The following is a 19,045-nucleotide window of genomic DNA, read 5'->3' as shown; positions in this document are numbered from 1 at the left end:
CTGCGCCGTCGGAGCGAGCGCCTCAGAAGGTGTTGTCTTCACCGCCCTGTTTGGGTTCGGGCATCTGACGGGCCATTTCCGGGTCGAGCGCCGCCAGGCGCTGGTAAGCCTGCTGCCCAAGCAGTGCCATGCTGCGTGACTTGGCTGCAATGGCGTACTCTTTGACGGCCGCCGCCGGGTCCTGTTTGGCTTCGTAGAGCTTTCCAAGTGCGAAGGCAATGACCTCCGGCGAAACCACGGCATTGTTGCCAGCCTGCGCGCACTTCTCACGGAGTTGCTGATACTGCGCAATGGCTTCATCCACCTTGCCTTCGGCGGCCAAGGCATCCGCCAGCGCGAGGGTGGCGAGCTGACCGACGGCACCAGGAGTTACGGAGAGGTCCCGCAGGGCCTGAATGCCCTGGGCCGGGTCGAGCTTGAGCCGACACAAAGCCGCGTAGTAGCGGCTCATAAAACTCTGCGAAGCGTAGCCGGCAGCTTTGTCAAAGGCGGCTGCCGCTTCGGTGTACTTGGTTTTTTCGTCCGGGTAGGTCTTTTTGCCGGGAACGGGCGGCTCATCTTCGGCTGCCTCACCTTCCTTTGGCGCTTCCTTGACTTCGGCGTTGTATATCGCCAGCGCCTCGGCAAATGCCTGCTCGCCCTTGGCCTGGTTGTAGCTGTAAAACCAGTAGGCTCCGCCGGAAACCACAACCACCATGAGCAGCGCCAGTCCGATTTTGCCTAACGGGAGTTCGGTTTCTTCAACCGCCTGGCGGATGCGTTGGAGAAAAAGGTCAAACGCTGGCGGCCGGAGCAGTTCTTCGCGTTCCGGCGTCATCGGCGGCGCGGCCGTTGCAGCCTGCGCCGCTTTGGCTTTGGCTTTTTCCTTGTTGCGCGTGGTCGTGAGCTTGACACCAATCGCCATGAAACAGTCCTTGCCTTGGATATAAAGTCAAGTGGCCGAACATAGATGTCTGGCCATAGCCTGTCAAGCAAGGGAACTTTCTTGCGGCCGCGATGGTGCTTCATCCGCTGCCGGGCTTCACCTGCCAGCCTGTGCGTCGACGGGCCTTCCGAAAGCCGGGCCGCGTCTGCCGGGCCTAAAACGTACGCCGGTAGTCCATCAGGTCGAGCTTCCACACGCGGACGCCACAAAACCGCTCGCCCTCCGGGCAGATCGGACGCACTCCGGCTGCGGCGCGCTGACCACAGGGCGGAAGCAGCCAGCGCCCAATCCGGGGATTGACCTCCCGAATCTGCCGGGCTTCTTCGACTGACGCCCGCCAGATTTCTTCCTGCGCCAGGTAACACAACCGCATGCGGTGCTTGTGGTGCAGGTTGAGCAGGTCAGACGACTCCGTGAAGCGGATCGAGACAGCATTGGGGAGCAGATAGGCCGCATCGCTGGCCGCCACGCCCAGTGCCTTCAGCCGTCCGATGGCTTCCCACGTCCGCGCCATGGTCTCGCGGTAAAACCGCTCCAGTTGTTCATCAAGATGAATAAGCGCCGGGGTTTCATAATCCGGCTCGGCGTCGAGATGTCCGACCAGCAGGGGGCGCGAGCCGGGCGTCAACCGGTGGCGTTGGTCCTGTGAATCCGCTGTGTGGCTCAGCTTCTTGCGGAAAGTGTAGTGCGGATGCGCCAGCGCCCGCGTCAGCTTCGCGTGCGTCGTCAGGTTGAGTTTTTCACCCAGCAGCCGGTTGCGCGCCGGATCAAGGACGAGCGCCACGGCGTCATCATCGGACAGCGCCGCTGCCGGCAGTCCCAGAACTTCCCGGACGGCCGCCGCCAGCAGGGTTTCATTCTGCGGCTTCCAATCCACAAGGCGCGAAATCCGCCCGCCCAGGCTCGCATCGAATTCCTGCCGGAAGACCTGCCGCTGCCCGTCAGAGGTTCCCCACCCGGCAAAGTCGAACTCCAGCGTGGCTTCCAGGGGCAGGGGGTCTTCCAGCACCGTCTGGTAGAGCGGATCGTGCGCCAGCAGCGCCGCCACCATCGCACCTACCACGGCGCGCGTTTCTTCAGGTGCGTCGTACTGCTCGCACAGCCGCCAGTAGCGCAGCAGCGTGATGCCCGAAACCGTGTGGTACAGGTAGGCAAAGGTGGCCACGGGCAGGACGTACCGCGCGACCTCCATGGCGCGCTTCTCGATTTTGCGGCGTACTTTGGGGTGCTGCGGGTCGTGTTTGGAAAACAGCTTGCGGTATTCGGCTGCGACGACCAACTGCAAGCGCTCGCTCAGCGTCCGGTAGGCGTCGAACTGGCGCGCAATGGCCGCTTCGTACACGGCCAGCGCCTCGCCAGACAGCGCGGGAATGAAGTACGTCCCCGGTTTGACCGGCACGTACCGCTGGCTGACCTGCTCGGAGTTGTAAAACGGATGGGCGTGCAGAAAGCTCCAGATGAACTGCCGCGACACATTCGCCAGGGCAAACTGGAAGTGGGCGTGCTGGTAGGTGGTGTGGTGTCCGGCTTCGTAGATGCTCTGCGCCAGCGGCTCAAATCCAGTCTGGATGTCTTCGTCGCGGACGATGCCGCGCGCCGAATAGCACGTCCGCGCCGTGGCAATGACGTTTTTGAAAGGCGTCGGAAAGGCTTTGGTCAGGCTGACCAGCGGCGGCGCGGAACGAAACGAAGGCGACGGAAGGGCAATGGACATGACCAGACCTTTCGTGGCAGATGGTGGTCAGGACGCATAGACATCGAGCAGCGCCGAAGCCGGTTCGGGCATGGGATTGGCTTCCGCAAAGGCTACGTCGTCATCGAGTTGCCGGGAAATCCGCTGCGTGATGGCTTCCAGTTCGTCCGGCGTCGCCAGTCCGGTTTCGAGCAGATACCGCTCATAGCGTTGCAGAGGGTCTTTGGCGGCCCACGCCGCCAGCAGTTCTTTCGGCACGTAGCGTTGGTCGTCGTGCTCGGCGTGGCCTTTCATCCGAAAAGTGACGGCCTCGATGAGCGTGACACCGCCGCCGGCACGGGCGTGCTCGACAGCCCGCCGTGTGACATCGTACACCGCGAGAACGTCGTTTCCGTCAACCCGTTCACCCCGGACGCCAAAACCCACGGCTTTGTCCACAATGCGCTCGACGGCCATCTGGCGGCTGGTTGGCGTTGAGTAGGCGTAGCCGTTGTTTTCGACGATGACGACCACGGGAAGCCGCTGCACAGCGGCGAAGTTCATGCCTTCGGCAAACGCGCCGGTCGAGGAAGCGCCATCGCCCATATAGACCAGACAGACGCGCGATTCGCGCCGCAGACGGGAGCCCAACGCAATGCCGCACATCACCGGCAGCATGTCGCCCAGGTGTGAAATGGGACCGATGAAGCCGCGCCGTAAATCTGCAAAGTGAATCTGCAGGTCGCGCCCACGGGTGGGGCTGTCGCGCTTGGCCATGTATTGCAGGAGCAGTTCCCGTGGCGTAGCGCCCATGACCAGCATCGCTCCAAGGTCACGAATGAGCGGGGCAATCATGTCGTTGTGTGACTTGTCCAGTGCGTAGGCGCTCCCGACGGCCGTGGCTTCCTGACCCAGCGAACGATACAGCCCGCCAACAACTTTCGTCTGGCGGTACAGGTTGACGAGCCGCTCTTCGAGCAACCGGGTGAGCTTGAGGTAGTGGTAAATTTCGTGCTGTTGTTCCCGTGAAAGGGACGGGTGCGGTACGGTGGCCGGCAGTGATTCCACAACTTCAGGTGACATAGCAGGGGAGTAAGACGGAGTATGAAATGAAACGCCGGACTATAGCCTATCCTTCCGGCCCGGTGAACGTTGTTTTCGGCGCGCCGTCCCGGCATTGGTTTTTCAGGTGCCGGTATTGGTTTTTCAGGTGAAAGCGATGGTTGTCACACTCAATCCCACGACAGGCTTGACGGATGACCAGCAGGCGGCCATCGAGGTCCTTGACCGCCCGCTGGTCGTCACGGCCGGCCCGGGCGCCGGCAAGACGCGCGTGCTGACCGAGCGTTTCCTGCACCTGCTCGAACAGCCGGGTGTCGGCGTCGAAAACATCGTAGCCATCACCTTTACGAACAAGGCCGCCAACGAAATGCGCGAGCGCATCCGGCAGCGCCTTGAGGAGCAGATTGTGGCCTGTCAGGGGACAGGCGCAGAGCTTCTGTGGCGGCAGCGCAAGCGCCAGCTTGAAGCCGCCGCCATCGGCACGATTCACAGCTTTTGTTCGCGGCTGCTGCACGAGTTTCCCCTTGCTGCTAAAGTTGATCCGACCTTTACCACGCTTGATGAATACACGGCGGCCGTCATGCTCGATCAGGCGGCGCAGCAGGCCGTCACCGGCGCGATTGACCAGGGTGATGACCGGGTGGCGGAACTGGTGGCGGCTTATGGCCGGGCAACGCTCATTGCCGAACTCAAGCAGGTGTTCAACCAGCTCCGCAGCCTGGGTATTCCTCTGGACGAAGCCGAGCGCATCACCGCGCAGAACACTCTGACGCTGGCTGATTACACAACCGCCTTGCAGTCCGTAGAGCAGCATGTGGCGGCGCTGAAAACGGCCATTGACGAGGAAAAGCGCGCCAAAAAGACCGGCAAAACCCTGGAAGCAGCCGAGGCGTTTCTGGCGGTCTGGAACCGGGAAGCCGATGGGTTGCAGGCGGCGGCTCCGTCAGTGAACGGGTTGCCGGCGTTTCTGGCGGCGCTGGCGCGGTTGCGCGAAGCCCTGCCGGCTGCGCGCGGCAATGTGGGCAAGGCGGTCAAACCGCTGCAGGAGTCGCTCGGAACCCGCAGCCAGGGCGGGGGACAGCTCGAAGCCATCTATTTCGATGTCTGTGCGCGGGACTACCAGCAGGCGGTCTTCCAAGTGTTGCGGAGCGTGGAGTTTCTCTACACCAAAGCCAAAAACGAATCGGCGGCGCTCGATTTCGAGGACCTGCAACTGCGGGCGCGTGAGTTGCTGGAGTCCGCCGACATCCGACGGCGCGTCCAGGAACGCTACCGGCACTTTCTGGTGGATGAGTTTCAGGACACGAATCACCTTCAACGGGATATTCTCGGAGACCTCGGCCTCGACGCTCTCACGTCCAAACCTGCCAGCGGCGGCAACCGGACGTTTTTCTTCGTCGGCGACCGCAAGCAATCCATATATGCCTTTCGTGGGGCGGAAGTCGAGGTTTTTGACGAAACCATTGATTCGGTGACGGCAAAAGGGGGGCAGCATCTCCGTCTGGAGGTCAACTTTCGCAGCGACCCGCGCCTGGTGGATTTTTTCAATGCCATCTTCAGCCGCATCATGGCCGCGCCAGCAGGAAGCCAGCCGGCCGAACTGCGGCAGAGCGGCTTCGTGGCGCATGAGCCGGGTGTGGCCTTTCGCCCGGCGCTTGATACAGGACGGCCGGCGGTGGTCTTTCTCTACACGGGAATGCCCAAGGACGATAAGAAGGACGATGAGAAGCCCTCGCCGTACGACGAATCGCTGCGTGACATCGAGTCCGAACGGCTGGCCGGGTACGTACGGGAGCTGGTGGAGCAGCAAATCCCGCTGGTCAATACCGCGCAGGGGAAGCCCCGGCCGCCGACCTACCGCGACATTGCCTTCCTGTTTGGGGCGCTGACGGATGTCAAGACCTACGAACGCGCGCTGCGGCGGGCCGGTGTGCCGTGCTATGTCGTCGCCGGGCACGGCTTCTACGGACGCCCGGAGGTCTCTGACCTGCTGAACCTGCTGGCGTTTCTCGACAATCGTGCCGATGACATTGCCCTGGCCGGCATCCTGCGCTCGCCGCTGTTCGGGCTGTCGGATGAAACCCTGCTGTGGCTGCGGTGGACGGCTGCCAATGCGTCCGACCAGTGGGTTTCGCTGTACAGCCAACTGCGCCGCGAAGCCGAACAGAAACAGGCCGCACTTGCCAGTGAGCAGCGCGCCCTGCTGGAAGAGGCTGTCGAAATTCTGGAAGAGTTGCTGGCCGTACGAAACCGCCTGCCGCTGCCTGACCTCATCGAGCAGGCTATTCGCCGGACAGGCTATGACATCGTGTGCGCCGGGGCCGAAGACGGCCCACAGCGGTTGTCCAATCTCGACAAGCTGGTGGCGCTGGCCCAGGGCTTTGCCAGCCGCGAGACGCATCTGCTGCGGGATTTCGTTGCCTACATCCGCGAGTTTCGCCGCCTCGATGCCCGCGAAGCCGAAGCCCAGCTTGAACTTGGTCTTGACGCCGTGGCGCTGCTGACGATTCACAAGTCCAAGGGGCTGGAGTTTCCGGTTGTCGTCCTGCCGGATTTGCAACGTCGCTGGCGGCAAAGCGCCGGGAAGTTCGTTTTCGAGCGGAACAGCGGTCTGGGCTTCGATGTGCCCGACCTGCTCGGCCGGCGGCGGCCCACGGCGCTGAAAAGCCTGGCGCTGGAAAGGATTGAGCGCCGGGAGCAGTTCGAGCGGATGCGCCAGCTTTACGTCGCCATGACGCGCGCCCAAGACGCCCTCATTCTCTCGGCCGCGGCGCGACCCAAAACCGGAAACGCGGAAGGCAGTTCCGTCCAGAGTTTTCTGGACTGGCTGAGTCCGTGGCTGCTGCCTGAAGAGGATGCCGGAAGCGCCCCCCCGGACGTGGGGCCTGCCGGGATGGAAGTGCAACTCGACGCGGCCCGGATTCTCGTCCTGCGGGACAGCGCCCCGGCCGTGCCAGGGAATGCAGACCCAACCCCGCTCCCGGAACCATCCAGCCGGGAGGCGTTTGTCGCGCAGGCGGCAGCCGATGCCAGGCAGCGCGAACGGGCACGCCGGGAACTTATCCGTCAACTTGAGGACCAACTGGAAACGGTTGCGCCTGACCCGAAAGCCATACATGGGCAGTATCACTACTCGGTGGCCCAGTTGAACAGCTTTGCCCACTGCCCCCGCCAATACTACTTTGCGCGCTTTCTCGACCCGCTGGAAGACGAGGCCGGGCTGGAGCGCCGGCCCGTCGAAGATACCGAACGCCCGGAGGGGCAGGCGCGGCTTTCGCCGGCCATACGTGGTCTCATCGTTCACAGGCTGTGCGAGGACCTGCAACCCGAAGATACCGATGACCAGGCGCTGCGGGCGGCCCTGCGACGCGCCGTGGCGTCGCTGCGGGCGGAGGGACGGCTGGAAGGTGTGATGCTTGATGACGAGGCCATCCTAGACGACGTGTGGTGGCTGGCAAAGCGATATGCCGAAAGCGACTTTCGGAAGGAAATTGATGCGGTACAGCGTCAGGCGCGGGAGCCGTCCAGCGGCTGCGAAGTCTGGAGTGAGCGCGTCTTCACCATCCGGTGCGACGCGGCATTGGTCACGGGAGCCATGGACAAGGTGCTGATCACGCCCCGTCCCGGCGGGCAGGGGGTGACGGCGCACGTGGTGGATTTCAAGACCAATGCCTTTGCGACCCGGCCCGGAGCCCCAGGCTTTGCGGCGGAAAAGGCTGAAAAGGTCGCCTGGTACCGCTTGCAGTTGCAAATCTACGCCCTGGCGCTGTGGGAACTGACGCCCAACGTGAAGGAAGTACGCGCCACGCTGCACTTTCTGGCCCCGGATGAGAAGTTTGAACTGCCGGCCAATCAGGCCGGAAAGGAAGCCGCTGCCCACGCGGTCAACAAGGTCATCAGCGAGCTGGTGGCGATTCGGACGTTTGCCGAAACCGACTTCGAGGCCAAACCCGGCGCGCGGTGTCAGCTTTGCCGCTATGCCAATGTTTGTGCCGATGCCATCCGCTAAGCCGTACGCGCCGTGTCAGCCGGTGTGAAGCCCCGCCGCCGGGGGCAGGTTACGTTGCACGCGCCAAGTGAAGCACCTCGTCCGCACAGCCCCAGGCGAGGGTGAAGCCGGCGCCGCCGTGGCCGTAGTTGTGAATGACGACCCCTGCGCCACGGTGTTCCCGTTCCAGGCGGACGGCCGTCCGCCCCGGACGCAGCCCGACCCGCACTTCAAGCACCTGTGCTGAGGCCAGCGCTGGCTCAAGCTCGCGGCAGTGGCGCAAGATTCTTTCGGTTGTCGCTGCATCGGGAGTGGTATCCCAGACGTGGGGCAGCGCCGTGCCGCCCAGAATGACATCCGTCTGGCGTGGGATGATGTAGCTGATGCGGCGTGGGCCGTCGTCATCGGTCAGGGCACGCCGTACGCCGGGATTGGAAACCCGTACCACCTGCCCGCGGATCGGGAACACTTCGGGGTCATTGGCGAGCGTCCGTGCCCCCAGACCGGAGCAGTTGATGACCAGCGGGTACGCAGCGCAGGCCTCATCCAGACTGGTGATTTCGCCGAGCTGGAGTGTGCCGCCTGCCGCTGAGAACTGTTCCACGAGGTAGGGGAGATACAGTGGTGTTTCCACGACCGGTACAGTGGCGGCAAAGCCGACGGCATAACCGGGCGGCAGGTCGTTTCCGGTGAGACGGGTGACGCCGCCGGTCGCTTCGGCCCACCAGGGTGTGGGGCGGTCGTGGTCAAAAAGCTCGATGAACGTCGTCGGGGTGACGCCCGGAACGCCGTCCCGGTGCTGGCGCAGGAGTTCTTCAAAGGTGGCCTTCGACCATGGCAGGGCTTTTTCGCGGGGAGCGCAGCGGTAGGGATACCAGAGCGCCGCAGCGACGTTGGAAGTTGTGGATTTTGGCTGTTCGCGGGTGATGATGGTGACGTGGTAGCCGGCGGCTTGCAGTCGCCGGGCGCAGGCCAGCCCGGAGATGCCACAGCCGATGACCAGTGCCGAACGGGAAGTAACCATAGTGGGATGAGCGGTTGAAAAATGTCAGTGACCGATAATGTCCGGCAGGACGGCGCGAGTCAAAGTCACGCAAACTGGCCGGGGAAATCGCGCTGCCGTGGCGGTGTGGCGCTTGCCAGCCGTGGCCCGTGGCCTTTACAACCGGGGGCGCAGACTTCCCCGGTGAAAGGCTGGGCGGAAGACCTCCAATGAACCTGACGGACTTTACCTATTACTGGTGGATTGTGGTTGGTGTGCTGACGGCCGCGCTGACCATGCTGTTCATCAGGAAAACCGCCCCGGCGGACGTGCGGGAGGCGCTCCGTTTTCCGGCGTGGTGTGTGGCCGTGGCGGTGGCGGCGGCGCTGGCGGATGCCTTCCTGTCCAGCTTTGCCCCGCCGGCGCTCTTTCGTCACCTCTCGGCTATCGGTCTGGCTCTGGCGCTGGGGCGGTTGTCGGTTCTGGCCTTTTTCGATGCCGGGATTGCCCGGCGGTTGGGGCTGACGGCAGAACGGATTTTCCGGGACATCATTCAGGGGATTGTCTATGCCGCTGTGGCCCTGCTGGCGCTGAGTTGGTCTGGCGTGCAGGTGACATCCCTGCTCGTCACATCGGCACTGTTTACGGCCATCATTGGTCTGGCGCTGCAGGATACGCTGGGCAACATCGTGGCCGGACTGACCTTGCAGGTGCAGCAGCCCTTTGAAGTCGGCGACTGGATTCAGCTCGATGACGGGCAGCGGGCCGGCGAAGTCGTGGAAATCAACTGGCGCGCCGTCAGGATTTTCACTCTCGATCAGGAGCAAGTGACCATTCCCAACGGGTTGCTGGCCAAAAGCCAGATTGTGACCTATACGAAACCGTCTTCCCTGGCACGGCAGACGGTTTTTGTGCAGGCACCCTACCACATTCCGCCGGAGCGGGTACGGGCGGTCATTCTGGCGGCAATACGGGACATCCCGGAGATTTGCGCCGACCCGCCGCCGGTCGTGGCCACCTTCGCTTTTCTCGAAAATGCGACTATCCGCTACGCCATCCGCTACTTCATTACGAACTTCGGGCGGCGGGAAGCCATTGCCAGTCTGGTGCGCGACCGGGCGTGGTATGCCCTGGACCGGGCGGCGGTTGAGTTGCCGCTGCCCCTGACGGGAATCGAGCTGCGGCGGCCGGTGTCGCCGGAGGTGAAGCAGCAGCAGCTTGTGGCCGCCTCGGAACAGTTGCTTGGGGCCGTGCCGTTGCTGGCCTGCCTGTCCAAGTCCGAACGCCTGGTCGCAGCCGAAGGGATGCGGTTGTTGCGCTATGCGCCGGGCGAAGCCCTGGTGCGGCAGGGTGAGCCGGGAGACGCCCTGTTCATTCTGGAAGCCGGGACGGTATGCGTTGAAGTGGATGGGCTGGAAGTCGGACAGATGCACGCTCCCGATTGCTTTGGCGAAATGGCGCTGATGACCGGCGAGCCGCGTTCGGCCACAATTCGCGCGGTTGGGGAAGTGACCGTCCGCACCATTCACCGGGATGTGTTCTGCCACCTGCTGCGAACCAACCCCCGGCTGGCGGAGACCTTCAGCCGGGTGCTGGCGGAACGTCTGGAAGCGCGTCGCCTGAGCCTTGAGGCAGCGCGTTCGGCGGCTGTGCCGGATATGGCCATGGACCGGAAATCAATGCAGTTGCTGGCGCAAATCAAGCGGTTGTTCGCGCTGGAATGACGCGCCGGCAAACCTCTTTGGCCGGCGGTCAGAAGGTCTCGCTGAGGGTTTCGTCCCGGACGAAAAATTCTTCCAGCGCGGATTTGATCGGCGTGATGGAAACCAGGCGTCCGCCGTGGCGGTGCAGCTCGGCGACGGCTTCGCCCACCTGGTCGGCTGATTTCAACTCGCAGTGCAACCCGGCGGCTGTCCGGCGAAGGCGCGCCGCAAAACGCTCCAGTGCCGCCACGGCTTCGGGTGTTGTCTCTGTGGCCACGATTTCAAGCGTGGCCGCCCGGCCCGCCTGAATTTCTGCCAGCGTCCCATAGGCCACGCGGCGGCCCTGCTTGAGAATGGCCACGCGGTCGCAGAGCGCCTCGACATCCGACAGGATGTGCGTCGAGAAAAACACCGTTTTGCCCTGGTCCCGCAGGTTGGCCATGATGTCGCGGACTTCCCGCCGTCCAATGGGATCAAGTCCCGTCATCGGTTCGTCCAGAAAGACCACTTCCGGGTCGTGCAGAATAGCCTGGGCAATGCCGATCCGCTGGAGCATGCCCTTGGAATACTTGCGCAGCGGACGGTGGGCGGCATGCTGCATGCCAACCAGCGCCAGCATTTCGGGAATGCGCCGGGCCCGCTGCGCCGCATCCAGACCGCAGAGCCGGCCGAAGTAGTCAAGCAGTTCCCACCCGGTCAGGTAGTCGTAGAAGTACGGCGACTCCGGCAGGTAGCCAATGCGCCGCCGCATGCTCATGTCATCCAGCGGGCAGCCGAGAATCCGCGCCGTGCCACCCGTCGGATAGACAATTCGCATGAGGATTTTGAGCGTCGTCGTCTTTCCGGCACCGTTGTGGCCGAGAAACCCGAAGACTTCGCCGGCATAGACTTCAAGGCTCAGGTCAACCAGTGACCGGACGCGCTTGTTGCGCCAGAAGCCAGTGACGTACTCCATGGAAAGCTGCTCGATTTCAACGACCGGTCGCATCGCTGGCTTTTTCCGCAAACATTTCTGGCCCTTTTCGTACGGTGGGCGCAGTATGGTGAAAACGGGAGGTTGATTCAACCGCCACTTCGTTTGTGGGCCACTTCGTTCGTGGGGAGGTGCCGCCATGAGTTTGCTGTCACCCCCGGTATGGGGCATTCACATTGCCAGTGTGACCGAGTGGACGCTGGCCATCGCCCTGGTGTGGCGGTTGGGAACGGTGCTGGGCCGGACAGACATCCGGCGCGTGGCCGTGGCGATGCTGCCGCACTGGGGCGCCGGGATGTGCGTTCTGGCCTGGCATGCCACTGACGACAACACCAGCCTGATGTGGATTCCACGTACGCACGAACTGCTGACACTCATCGGAAGTGTTGGGCTGGCGACGGCCGCGCTGCATCTGCGCGAATGGCCGCGGCGCTACCCACGGTTCGTTCTGGCCGCCACGGCCGTGGCGACGCTGACTGTCGGCGGCTTTCTGCTGGCGCGGGCCTGGCTGCCCTATGGCGGGACGCGGGGCGCAATGATTCAGTCGGCCGGATTGGCCTACCTGCTGTTCGTGGTCTTTCTGGCGGTCAACCGGCGGTGGGACCGCGCGGCCTTCAACGTCCAGACGATTGTCGGGTACGGGCTGCTCATCCTGTTTGTCGTCGTCACCATTGCCCTAAGCATTGTGGCACGGACGGTCTATCGCGCGCCGTCATTGACCCATGTGGATTGGCTGCACGGCATTGCCGAGGGCACGATGACGGTGGCCAATTTGGTGCTGGTGCTTGGGTTGCGGCGGTCATTGCGGTCGCTGGAAACTGCGCCAGCGCTGGCGACGACTGTCCCAGCCTGAAAACCGTTCCCTTGGCAGACGCTTGAAAAGCCCGGCCGCGGCGCGCTATACGGCAGAACGCCGGCCGCGTCTGCGCCCGTAGCTCAATTGGATAGAGCATCAGACTTCGGATCTGAGGGTTGGGAGTTCGAGTCTCTCCGGGCGCATCCACCGGCGGGTATGGCCGAGGCCGTGCCGTGGGAGTGGCTGCTGGCAGCTAATGACCGGCCAGAGTGCGCCAGAGGTTGACGCCGGTTTGGAGGACGCCGACCGCAAAACCGACATACGTTCCAAACACCATGATGCCCCGCAGTTCCCGTCCGGCTGTTTCATAGACGAGACTCTCAAAGATGTCATTCGAGAAGGTCTCAAAACGCCGCTTGATGATGCCCTTGATGTCGAGGCGTTCGCTGAGGTGACGGACGATGTCCTGGGCAATGCGCTGTTGCAGGGGGCGCTCGCTGGTGAAGATGGCTTCCGGCAGGCGGCGCAGGGCTTCGTCCATGACTTCCCGGATGGCCATACTTTCGGAGAGCTGGTCAGCCAGGTTGTTGATAGCGCGGTCCACAATGCGGTACACCAGGGCATCGCCCACCAGAAAGGTCGCCGTCTGGCGGACGGCCGGGTGGTAATCGCGTTCGAGCCGCCGGATGACCACGGCGCGCAGTTCGTGGGCAATACGCCACTTGGCCTCGGAGGAGTTTTTGAGTGTGGTCAGCATCTCCGTGATGCGCCCGGCGACGGCCGGAAGCAGGGCGTCGGGCTGCGACCGTTCGGCATAGCGCGAGCGGGCGAGCCGTTCCACGTCGGTGTCCAGCCGGAGTTCATGGAAGGCAGCCGCCAGGATGTCCGCCGTCAGAAGCTTTTCCGCAATGACGCCGGCCAGGGCATCCACGAAACGCTCCCGTTCGGCCGGAAGCAGTCCCGGCGTAAACGGCAGTTTCCAGCCAAAGACATAAACCGGCTTGAGCGGGCGAAAGAGCATCCTGACCGCCAGCCAGGCCGCGCCGTAACCGTGTGCCGTAGCGATGAGCAGGGGGCTGCAATCGAAAAGCAAGCGCAGGAAGTTCATGACCGTGCGCCGTGTAGGATGCCGGGACAAGGTTGCACGCGGCCGGGTGAAACCGTGGCTGCCGCGCGCCGGTGGCTGCGTCCGGCAGTGTAACCCGCCGCCGGGATGCTTTGCATCTGGAAATCAGGCGCGGGATTTGGTGGTATCGTAGGGCATCCCGGTGGTGATGTCTGGTAGGGCACTGATGAAAAAGTTTGTTCTCGATCTGTTGTTTCCGGCGCTGGCTGTCGTGTTTGCGTTCGTTCTGGGGGGCGGCATTGTTCTGGTTATGGGCGACAGTCCCCTGGCAGTGTATGAGCTGTTCTTTTCGAGCGCCTTTGGCTCTCTGGATGGCATCAGTTACACGCTCTTTTACGCGACACCGCTCATCTTTACAGGGTTGGCCGTGGCGGTGGCCTTCAAGTGCGGTTTGCTCAACATCGGCGCAGAGGGGCAACTCACGGTCGGGGCCTTTGCGGCCGCCTGGGTGGGCTTCACGCTGACGAGTCTCCCGTCACCGCTGCTGCTGCCGGCCTGCATTCTGGCGGCAATGCTGGCCGGTGCCCTGTGGGCGGCTGTGCCGGGACTGCTCAAAGCGCGCTTTGGCGCGCATGAAGTCATCAACACCATCATGATGAACTTCATCGCCGCTGGTCTGGTCAGTTACCTGGTGCAGTATCACTACCGCGAGGCGGGCGATCCGATTCTCCAGACGCACGAAATTGTGCCGGGGGCCTGGCTGGCGCGCATGCACCGGTTGATTCCGGCCATTCCCGAACGCATCCCGCTGAGCCTGGGCTTTTTCATCGCCCTGCTGGCCTGTGCCGCTGTCTATGTCTTTCTCTGGAAAACGAAATGGGGCTATGAACTGCGTGCCGTCGGAAGCAGTCCGACGGCGGCCGAGTATGGCGGCATCAGTGTGCCACGCAACATGGTGCTGGCCATGGCGCTCAGCGGGGCGCTGGCCGGGCTGGTGGCCACCAGCGAGGTGCTGGGCTACCGGCATCGGTACTACGATGGTTTTTCGCCGGGCTACGGCTTCACCGGCATTGCCGTCGCTTTGCTGGGGCGCAACCATCCGGTGGGCATCGTGCTGGCGGCGATTCTGTTCGGCGCGTTGATTCGCTCCCAGCTTTTCATCGGGATTTTTACCGACCGCGTTTCCAAGGACCTGACGATTGTTTTACAGGCGGTCATCATCCTGTGCGTGGCTTGTGAATATCCGGTGCGCGCGGCCTTTGCCCGGCTCACCAAGTCTGAAGTCTGAACCTATGCTGCCTTCCATACCTGCTGCTGTGCTGCGCCGTGCTGTCCGCTGTGTTTCCCTGTGTTGTCTTCTGGGCTGGCCGGCTTCCGTGGCCGTGGCCCAGTTCGTTCCAGCCCAATCCGGCGCGGCGGCCGGCACTTCCCGCCCCAAGCCGCCGGCCGCGACGGAACCGACCCGTGACGAACCGCCAGTGTCCATGGTGGTGTTGACACCCCCCACGACCACCAGCGACCTGCTGCGTGAGCAGATGGACCTCGACGCAGCCCTTGCCGCCGCGACGCTTGACGAACAGGCCCACCAGCTTGAGACGTTTTTGCGGACCCACCCGGTCTCGCCGCTTCAGCGTGCGGCCCGGAAGGCGCTCGTGCGCGTACAGGGCCAGCTTGGTGAGCAGCAGTTGCGCGCCGGGGATGTCGAAGCGGCGCAGCGCACGTTTCGCCAGGCGTTCAACATGTTGCCCGAAGCGGAAGCCGCCCCTGTCTTTCAATCGCTCATCCTGCCGATGCCATTGCTGCTGGCAACGCAGGGGCGGCGTACGGAAGCTGTCCTGCTGATGCGCGAGTTTCAGTCCCGGGCCTGGAACGAAGTCAAGGCGCTCGAACAGGTCGGGCTGTTTTACCTGAGTCTGGAAGTCCCGGCCGACGCTCAGCAAGTGTTCAAGCGCGCTCTCGAACTTGATGCCACATCTGCAACGCTGTGGCACAGTCTGGGCGTGGCCTATCAGATGGGCCTCCGTCTGGACGATGCGGCTGCCGCCTTTCAGCGGGCGCTTGAACTCGATCCAAAAAGCCGGGTGGCCTGGGCGGCGCTGGCTGATCTCCAGCGCGCAGCCGGGGATTACGAAAAAGCTGAAGCCAACTACCGCCGACAGCTTGACATCGAGCCGGAGCACCCGACGGCGTGGGGCGGGCTGGCGATGTGCTATCTGGCCCGGGGACAGGAAAGTGAAGCCATTGCCCCCATGGCGCGTATGCTCACCATCAATCCCCGGGATGTGCGTTTTCTGACCCAACTGGCCTACACGCATGCCGCCAACGGGAATGTGGCCGCCGCCATCGCCGCTGGCACGCAGGCCAAGCGCCTTCAGCCGAACTATCCCTGGCTGCGCATCGTCGAAGCCCATCTGATGCGGCGGGCCGGCGACTTGGCCGAGGCGGAGAACATTCTGGGCGAAGCCCTGCAAACCGCCCAGTTTGCGACGCTCCAGTTTGAACTGGGGGCGACACTGATTCTGGCCAACGCCTACGAACAGGCGCTGGAACCCTTTGAAGCCTTTCTCAAGGTCACACCCGACGGCGAATTTGAGGCCGTTCTGGGCGGGACGCTGCCGGTGCGCAGCGCACGTCTCTCGCGGTTGCTCGACCTCGAACGCCGCGCCTCATTGCTGGTGGCTTCCCCGCTGCTTACCGACGAGGAAATGGCATTTATCGAGCGTTACGTACGCTTTGCCCTGCTGGCCAAACAGGCCCGCGCCGGCAGCCTGCCAAAGAGCGGACTGACTGATTCGCCACTTGAACTCGCAGCCAAGGAGTTTGTCGCCGGTAAAGACCCCGGACGGGGATGGCGCTTGTTGCGCGCTGCCGGGATGCTCGCTGAAGTGGGGGAACTCGGTATTGCCGAACGTTTTGCCCGACAGGCTATTGATGCTGCGTCGGATGCCGCGCGGGTGGCCGGGGGAGGCGTGGACAGCCCACGGGCCGAAGACCGCCTGGCGGAGTTTTACGTGCGCGCGCAGATGACACTGGGCTGGATACTTTACAGGCAGGGCGAGACGGCGGCCGCCACCGTCCGGCTGCGTGAGGCGGTGAAAGCCTATCCGAATGCGCCGTCACGCCGTGAAGCCGCCTGGCGGTTGGGGACGGTTCTTGAAGCAATGAAGCAGGACGCGGAAGCCTTCGAGGCGTACCGGCTCGGCTACGACGCCCAGGCCCCGACGGCTGCCGAGCGCCGCACCAAACTGGAAGCCGTGTACAAGCGTCTGCATGGCTCGCTCGAAGGCTTTGAAGCCGCGCTGGCACCCTGAGCCGGTCTTTCCACGGTATTTTCAATCCGGTTGCTCCGGCGCGGTGGTCTGGGCGCGTGCCGCTTCGACGTTGCGGAGCAGTCCGCGATGCTTGGCGCGCAGAACAGGCGTGCCGGCAAAACGCTCCCGGAAGCCTTCCGGCGTCAGCGCGGCGAGTTCGTCCAGACGTGGGGCAATCAGGTCAGGGTGGGGCAGAAAGCGTGCTTCGGTCGTCGGCTGGCGAAACCGTGACCATGGGCACACGTCCTGGCACACATCGCACCCGAAGACCCACCCGTGTGTGGGCAGCTCCGGGGTTTCGCTTTTCGACTCGATGGTGGCAAAGGCAATACACTGCCGGGCGTCCACGACGTACGGTGCGACAATCGCCTGAGTCGGGCAGGCTTCCAGGCAGGCCGTACACGTGCCGCAGTGATCCGGGACGAGTTCCGTTTCGGGTTCGAGGTCAATGTCGAGGAACAGTTCGCCAAGAAAGACCCACGAGCCAAACTCACGGGTGATGACGTTGCTGTGCTTGCCGAGCCAGCCGAGTCCGGCGCGCACGGCCCAGGCTTTGTCCATAGCGGGTTGGGCATCCACGGCGATGTAGCCGTGGGCTTCCGGGCGTTCGGCTGTCACCCATGCCAGCAGCGCCTTCAGCTTTTCGCCCATGACATCGTGGTAGTCGTCGCCCCAGGCGTAGCGCGAAATTTTGCCGATGTCCGGGGCTTCGACGTGGCGCGGCGGCGTATCGTAGTTGAGTGCCACGGCCACCACCGATTTGACGTTGGGGAGCAGTTGGGCCGGGTCTGTACGCCTGTCCGCTGTGCGTGCCATCCAGTGCATGGTGGCGTGATAGCCACGGGCAAGCCATTCGTGGAGCCGCATGCCTTCGTCCGCCAGCGGTTCGGCGCGCGCAATGCCCACTTTGGAGAACCCCAGCGCCAGTGCCTGCGCTTTGAGACGGGCTGTAAACGCGGCTACCGCTGCTGGCTGGTCATCGGCGGGAGGCGGCATGGGCAGATGCAAACGATGGGGGATTAGCGTTTTTTGGCCGTCCGCGGGCGCGACACAATGCGCAGCGGCGTCGCAAAAAAGTCGAAGTTTTCGCGCAGCCGGTTTTCCACATAGCGGACATAAGAAAAGTGGAGCTTTTCGGTTGTATTCGTAAACAGGACGAACGTCGGCGGCACACTGCGCGCCTGCGTCACATAGTGCACTTTGACTGGCTTGTTGGTTGGCAGGGTGGCGCGCGGCGTTTCGAGGTATTCCGCAAAGAAACGATTGAGTTCGCCGGTGGGTATCCGTCGGTAACGCGCGTCATAAGCACGGGCGGCAAGGTCAAGCAGGCGCGTCACCCGTTGCCCGGTCAGGGCCGAGACGAAGACCGCCGGAGCATAGTCCAGAAACTTCACCCGCTCGCGCAGTTGCCGTTCGTAGAGGCTGGCGGTATGGGCGTCTTTTTTGATGAGGTCCCATTTGTTGAGGGCGATCAGGATGGACGTGCCGCTTTCGAGGGCATAGCCAGCAATGACTTCATCCAGATGGGTGGGGCCTTCCACGGCATCGAGCAGCAGAATGGCCACATCGGTTCGCGCCAGGGCTTTGCGCGCCATGATGACCGAAAGTTTCTCGGCCATGGCGGTGGTCCGTCCTTTGCGGCGGATGCCGGCGGTGTCAATGAGCGTGAAGGGCCGTCCGTTGTGGATGAGGTCGGTATCTATGGCGTCGCGGGTCGTGCCGGGAATGGGGCTGACGATGACCCGTTCTTCACCAAGGATGGCATTGACCAGCGAAGACTTGCCGACGTTGGGGCGACCGATGACAGCCACCCGGATGCGTTCTGACGGGCGCACGGCAGTGGCTGGAGCATTTGTTACAGCCAGAATTTCGTCCAGAAGTTCGGCTGTACCCGTGCCATGCTCGGCCGAGACGGGAAAGAGGCGGTCAAAGCCAAACCGGTAAAACTCACCGGCAGCCGTACGGACCTGGGCTGACTCCACCTTGTTGGCCACGACAAACACCGGCTTGCCCGTGGTGTGGATATGCCGTGCGATGTCTTCATCAAGTGGCGTAATGCCTTCGCGCGCATCTACCACCCACAGCAGTAAATCGGCCTCTTCGATGGCGCGTGAAGCTTGCTTGAAGATATTGGCCGGGATGATGGCTTCCTCATCGGGCACGATGCCGCCGGTATCGACAAGTTCAAAACTGCGCCCCAGCCATTCGACAACGCCGTAGTGACGGTCACGGGTAATGCCCGGCTCGTCACCGACAATGGCCTGTCGGCGGCCGATCAGCTTGTTGAAAAGCGTGGATTTGCCGACGTTCGGCCGCCCCAGGATAACCACGCTGGGCAACGGTTGAGGCGGTTGCAGCGCGGGCGGCAGCTTATCCACGAGGTTGGAAAGCTGCTCGAGGGGAATCTCGTCGTCGGAAGCGATACTTTCAGGAGGAAGTGATGAGGGTGGCTGTGACATCGTTCGTTTGGGCAGAAGCACAGAAAGCGTTGCTAGGCAGGGGCGTTCCCGCCTTGGTGCAAATACTACACGCTGCTGATGCTTTGCGCCGCTGCCGTCTTCTGGATA

13 protein-coding genes and 1 tRNA gene are annotated in these 19,045 nt (G+C 63.2%); 6 read left to right on the top strand and 8 right to left on the bottom strand.

Going from position 1 to position 19,045, the window contains the following annotated elements; all coding sequences use genetic code 11:
• Positions 1–22: 22 nt before the first annotated feature.
• The 3 genes from J8C01_RS07060 to J8C01_RS07050 form a co-directional block, all read right to left on the bottom strand.
• Positions 23–904, bottom strand: coding sequence for a hypothetical protein (locus J8C01_RS07060; protein WP_211431460.1), 882 nt, complete (start codon positions 902–904; stop codon positions 23–25).
• 175 nt (positions 905–1,079) lie between these two features.
• On the bottom strand, positions 1,080–2,639 hold the full coding sequence (locus J8C01_RS07055) for an FAD-dependent thymidylate synthase (protein WP_211431459.1): 1,560 nt from the start codon (positions 2,637–2,639) through the stop codon (positions 1,080–1,082).
• A 27-nt stretch (positions 2,640–2,666) separates the two neighbouring features.
• Complete coding sequence (locus tag J8C01_RS07050) at positions 2,667–3,680, bottom strand: thiamine pyrophosphate-dependent dehydrogenase E1 component subunit alpha (RefSeq protein ID WP_211431458.1); 1,014 nt, start codon at positions 3,678–3,680, stop codon at positions 2,667–2,669.
• Between the two features lie 136 nt (positions 3,681–3,816).
• Here J8C01_RS07050 and J8C01_RS07045 point away from each other — a divergent pair, with 136 nt between their 5' ends.
• Positions 3,817–7,668 (top strand): UvrD-helicase domain-containing protein, encoded by a 3,852-nt coding sequence (locus J8C01_RS07045; RefSeq protein WP_211431457.1) that lies wholly within the window; start codon positions 3,817–3,819, stop codon positions 7,666–7,668.
• A gap of 49 nt (positions 7,669–7,717) precedes the next feature.
• On the opposite strand, the gene J8C01_RS07040 is transcribed toward J8C01_RS07045, so the two are convergent.
• Positions 7,718–8,671 carry an FAD-dependent oxidoreductase gene (locus tag J8C01_RS07040; protein WP_211431456.1) on the bottom strand — a complete coding sequence of 318 codons (954 nt, stop codon included), beginning with the start codon at positions 8,669–8,671 and terminating at the stop codon, positions 7,718–7,720.
• A 188-nt stretch (positions 8,672–8,859) separates the two neighbouring features.
• On the opposite strand from J8C01_RS07040, the gene J8C01_RS07035 reads away from it, so the two are divergent.
• A complete protein-coding gene (locus J8C01_RS07035) occupies positions 8,860–10,353 on the top strand; it encodes a mechanosensitive ion channel family protein (RefSeq protein ID WP_211431455.1) in 1,494 nt (497 codons plus the stop codon).
• A gap of 28 nt (positions 10,354–10,381) precedes the next feature.
• Here J8C01_RS07035 and J8C01_RS07030 read toward each other — a convergent pair whose 3' ends face one another.
• Positions 10,382–11,320: an ABC transporter ATP-binding protein gene (locus tag J8C01_RS07030; protein WP_211424198.1), complete on the bottom strand. Its 939-nt coding sequence runs from the start codon at positions 11,318–11,320 to the stop codon at positions 10,382–10,384.
• 124 nt (positions 11,321–11,444) lie between these two features.
• Between J8C01_RS07030 and J8C01_RS07025 the strand changes: the two genes are divergently transcribed.
• Both J8C01_RS07025 and J8C01_RS07020 read left to right on the top strand, forming a co-directional pair.
• Positions 11,445–12,158 carry a DUF2499 domain-containing protein gene (locus J8C01_RS07025; protein ID WP_211431454.1) on the top strand — a complete coding sequence of 238 codons (714 nt, stop codon included), beginning with the start codon at positions 11,445–11,447 and terminating at the stop codon, positions 12,156–12,158.
• 72 nt (positions 12,159–12,230) lie between these two features.
• Positions 12,231–12,304 (top strand) — tRNA-Arg (locus J8C01_RS07020).
• A 50-nt stretch (positions 12,305–12,354) separates the two neighbouring features.
• On the opposite strand, the gene J8C01_RS07015 is transcribed toward J8C01_RS07020, so the two are convergent.
• On the bottom strand, positions 12,355–13,209 hold the full coding sequence (locus J8C01_RS07015; RefSeq protein ID WP_014099932.1) for a DUF445 domain-containing protein: 855 nt from the start codon (positions 13,207–13,209) through the stop codon (positions 12,355–12,357).
• 184 nt (positions 13,210–13,393) lie between these two features.
• Between J8C01_RS07015 and J8C01_RS07010 the strand changes: the two genes are divergently transcribed.
• Both J8C01_RS07010 and J8C01_RS07005 read left to right on the top strand, forming a co-directional pair.
• Positions 13,394–14,455 (top strand): ABC transporter permease, encoded by a 1,062-nt coding sequence (locus tag J8C01_RS07010; RefSeq protein WP_014099931.1) that lies wholly within the window; start codon positions 13,394–13,396, stop codon positions 14,453–14,455.
• Positions 14,456–14,459: 4 nt separating this feature from the next.
• Positions 14,460–16,478, top strand: a complete 2,019-nt coding sequence (locus J8C01_RS07005; protein WP_211431453.1) for a tetratricopeptide repeat protein — start codon at positions 14,460–14,462, stop codon at positions 16,476–16,478.
• Between the two features lie 21 nt (positions 16,479–16,499).
• Here J8C01_RS07005 and queG read toward each other — a convergent pair whose 3' ends face one another.
• Positions 16,500–17,474, bottom strand: a complete 975-nt coding sequence (gene queG, locus J8C01_RS07000) for a tRNA epoxyqueuosine(34) reductase QueG (RefSeq protein ID WP_211431452.1) — start codon at positions 17,472–17,474, stop codon at positions 16,500–16,502.
• A 23-nt stretch (positions 17,475–17,497) separates the two neighbouring features.
• Complete coding sequence (gene der, locus J8C01_RS06995) at positions 17,498–18,937, bottom strand: ribosome biogenesis GTPase Der (RefSeq protein ID WP_211431451.1); 1,440 nt, start codon at positions 18,935–18,937, stop codon at positions 17,498–17,500.
• Positions 18,938–19,045 lie beyond the last annotated feature (108 nt).

The sequence above is a fragment of the Chloracidobacterium sp. D genome (assembly GCF_018304685.1).
In the GTDB taxonomy this organism is placed as follows: Bacteria; Acidobacteriota; Blastocatellia; order Chloracidobacteriales; family Chloracidobacteriaceae; genus Chloracidobacterium; species Chloracidobacterium thermophilum.
Note: the sequence above shows the minus strand (reverse complement) of the source record. Positions and strands in the feature narration are given on the sequence as shown.

What these genes read in the sequence shown, in the direction of transcription:
- J8C01_RS07060 (WP_211431460.1), bottom strand. Translation starts at nt 904, where the DNA reads ATGGCGATTGGTGTCAAGCTCACGACCACGCGCAACAAGGAAAAAGCC.
- J8C01_RS07055 (WP_211431459.1), bottom strand. Translation starts at nt 2,639, where the DNA reads ATGTCCATTGCCCTTCCGTCGCCTTCGTTTCGTTCCGCGCCGCCGCTG.
- J8C01_RS07050 (WP_211431458.1), bottom strand. Translation starts at nt 3,680, where the DNA reads ATGTCACCTGAAGTTGTGGAATCACTGCCGGCCACCGTACCGCACCCG.
- J8C01_RS07045 (WP_211431457.1), top strand. Translation starts at nt 3,817, where the DNA reads ATGGTTGTCACACTCAATCCCACGACAGGCTTGACGGATGACCAGCAG.
- J8C01_RS07040 (WP_211431456.1), bottom strand. Translation starts at nt 8,671, where the DNA reads ATGGTTACTTCCCGTTCGGCACTGGTCATCGGCTGTGGCATCTCCGGG.
- J8C01_RS07035 (WP_211431455.1), top strand. Translation starts at nt 8,860, where the DNA reads ATGAACCTGACGGACTTTACCTATTACTGGTGGATTGTGGTTGGTGTG.
- J8C01_RS07030 (WP_211424198.1), bottom strand. Translation starts at nt 11,320, where the DNA reads ATGCGACCGGTCGTTGAAATCGAGCAGCTTTCCATGGAGTACGTCACT.
- J8C01_RS07025 (WP_211431454.1), top strand. Translation starts at nt 11,445, where the DNA reads ATGAGTTTGCTGTCACCCCCGGTATGGGGCATTCACATTGCCAGTGTG.
- J8C01_RS07015 (WP_014099932.1), bottom strand. Translation starts at nt 13,209, where the DNA reads ATGAACTTCCTGCGCTTGCTTTTCGATTGCAGCCCCCTGCTCATCGCT.
- J8C01_RS07010 (WP_014099931.1), top strand. Translation starts at nt 13,394, where the DNA reads ATGAAAAAGTTTGTTCTCGATCTGTTGTTTCCGGCGCTGGCTGTCGTG.
- J8C01_RS07005 (WP_211431453.1), top strand. Translation starts at nt 14,460, where the DNA reads ATGCTGCCTTCCATACCTGCTGCTGTGCTGCGCCGTGCTGTCCGCTGT.
- queG (WP_211431452.1), bottom strand. Translation starts at nt 17,474, where the DNA reads ATGCCGCCTCCCGCCGATGACCAGCCAGCAGCGGTAGCCGCGTTTACA.
- der (WP_211431451.1), bottom strand. Translation starts at nt 18,937, where the DNA reads ATGTCACAGCCACCCTCATCACTTCCTCCTGAAAGTATCGCTTCCGAC.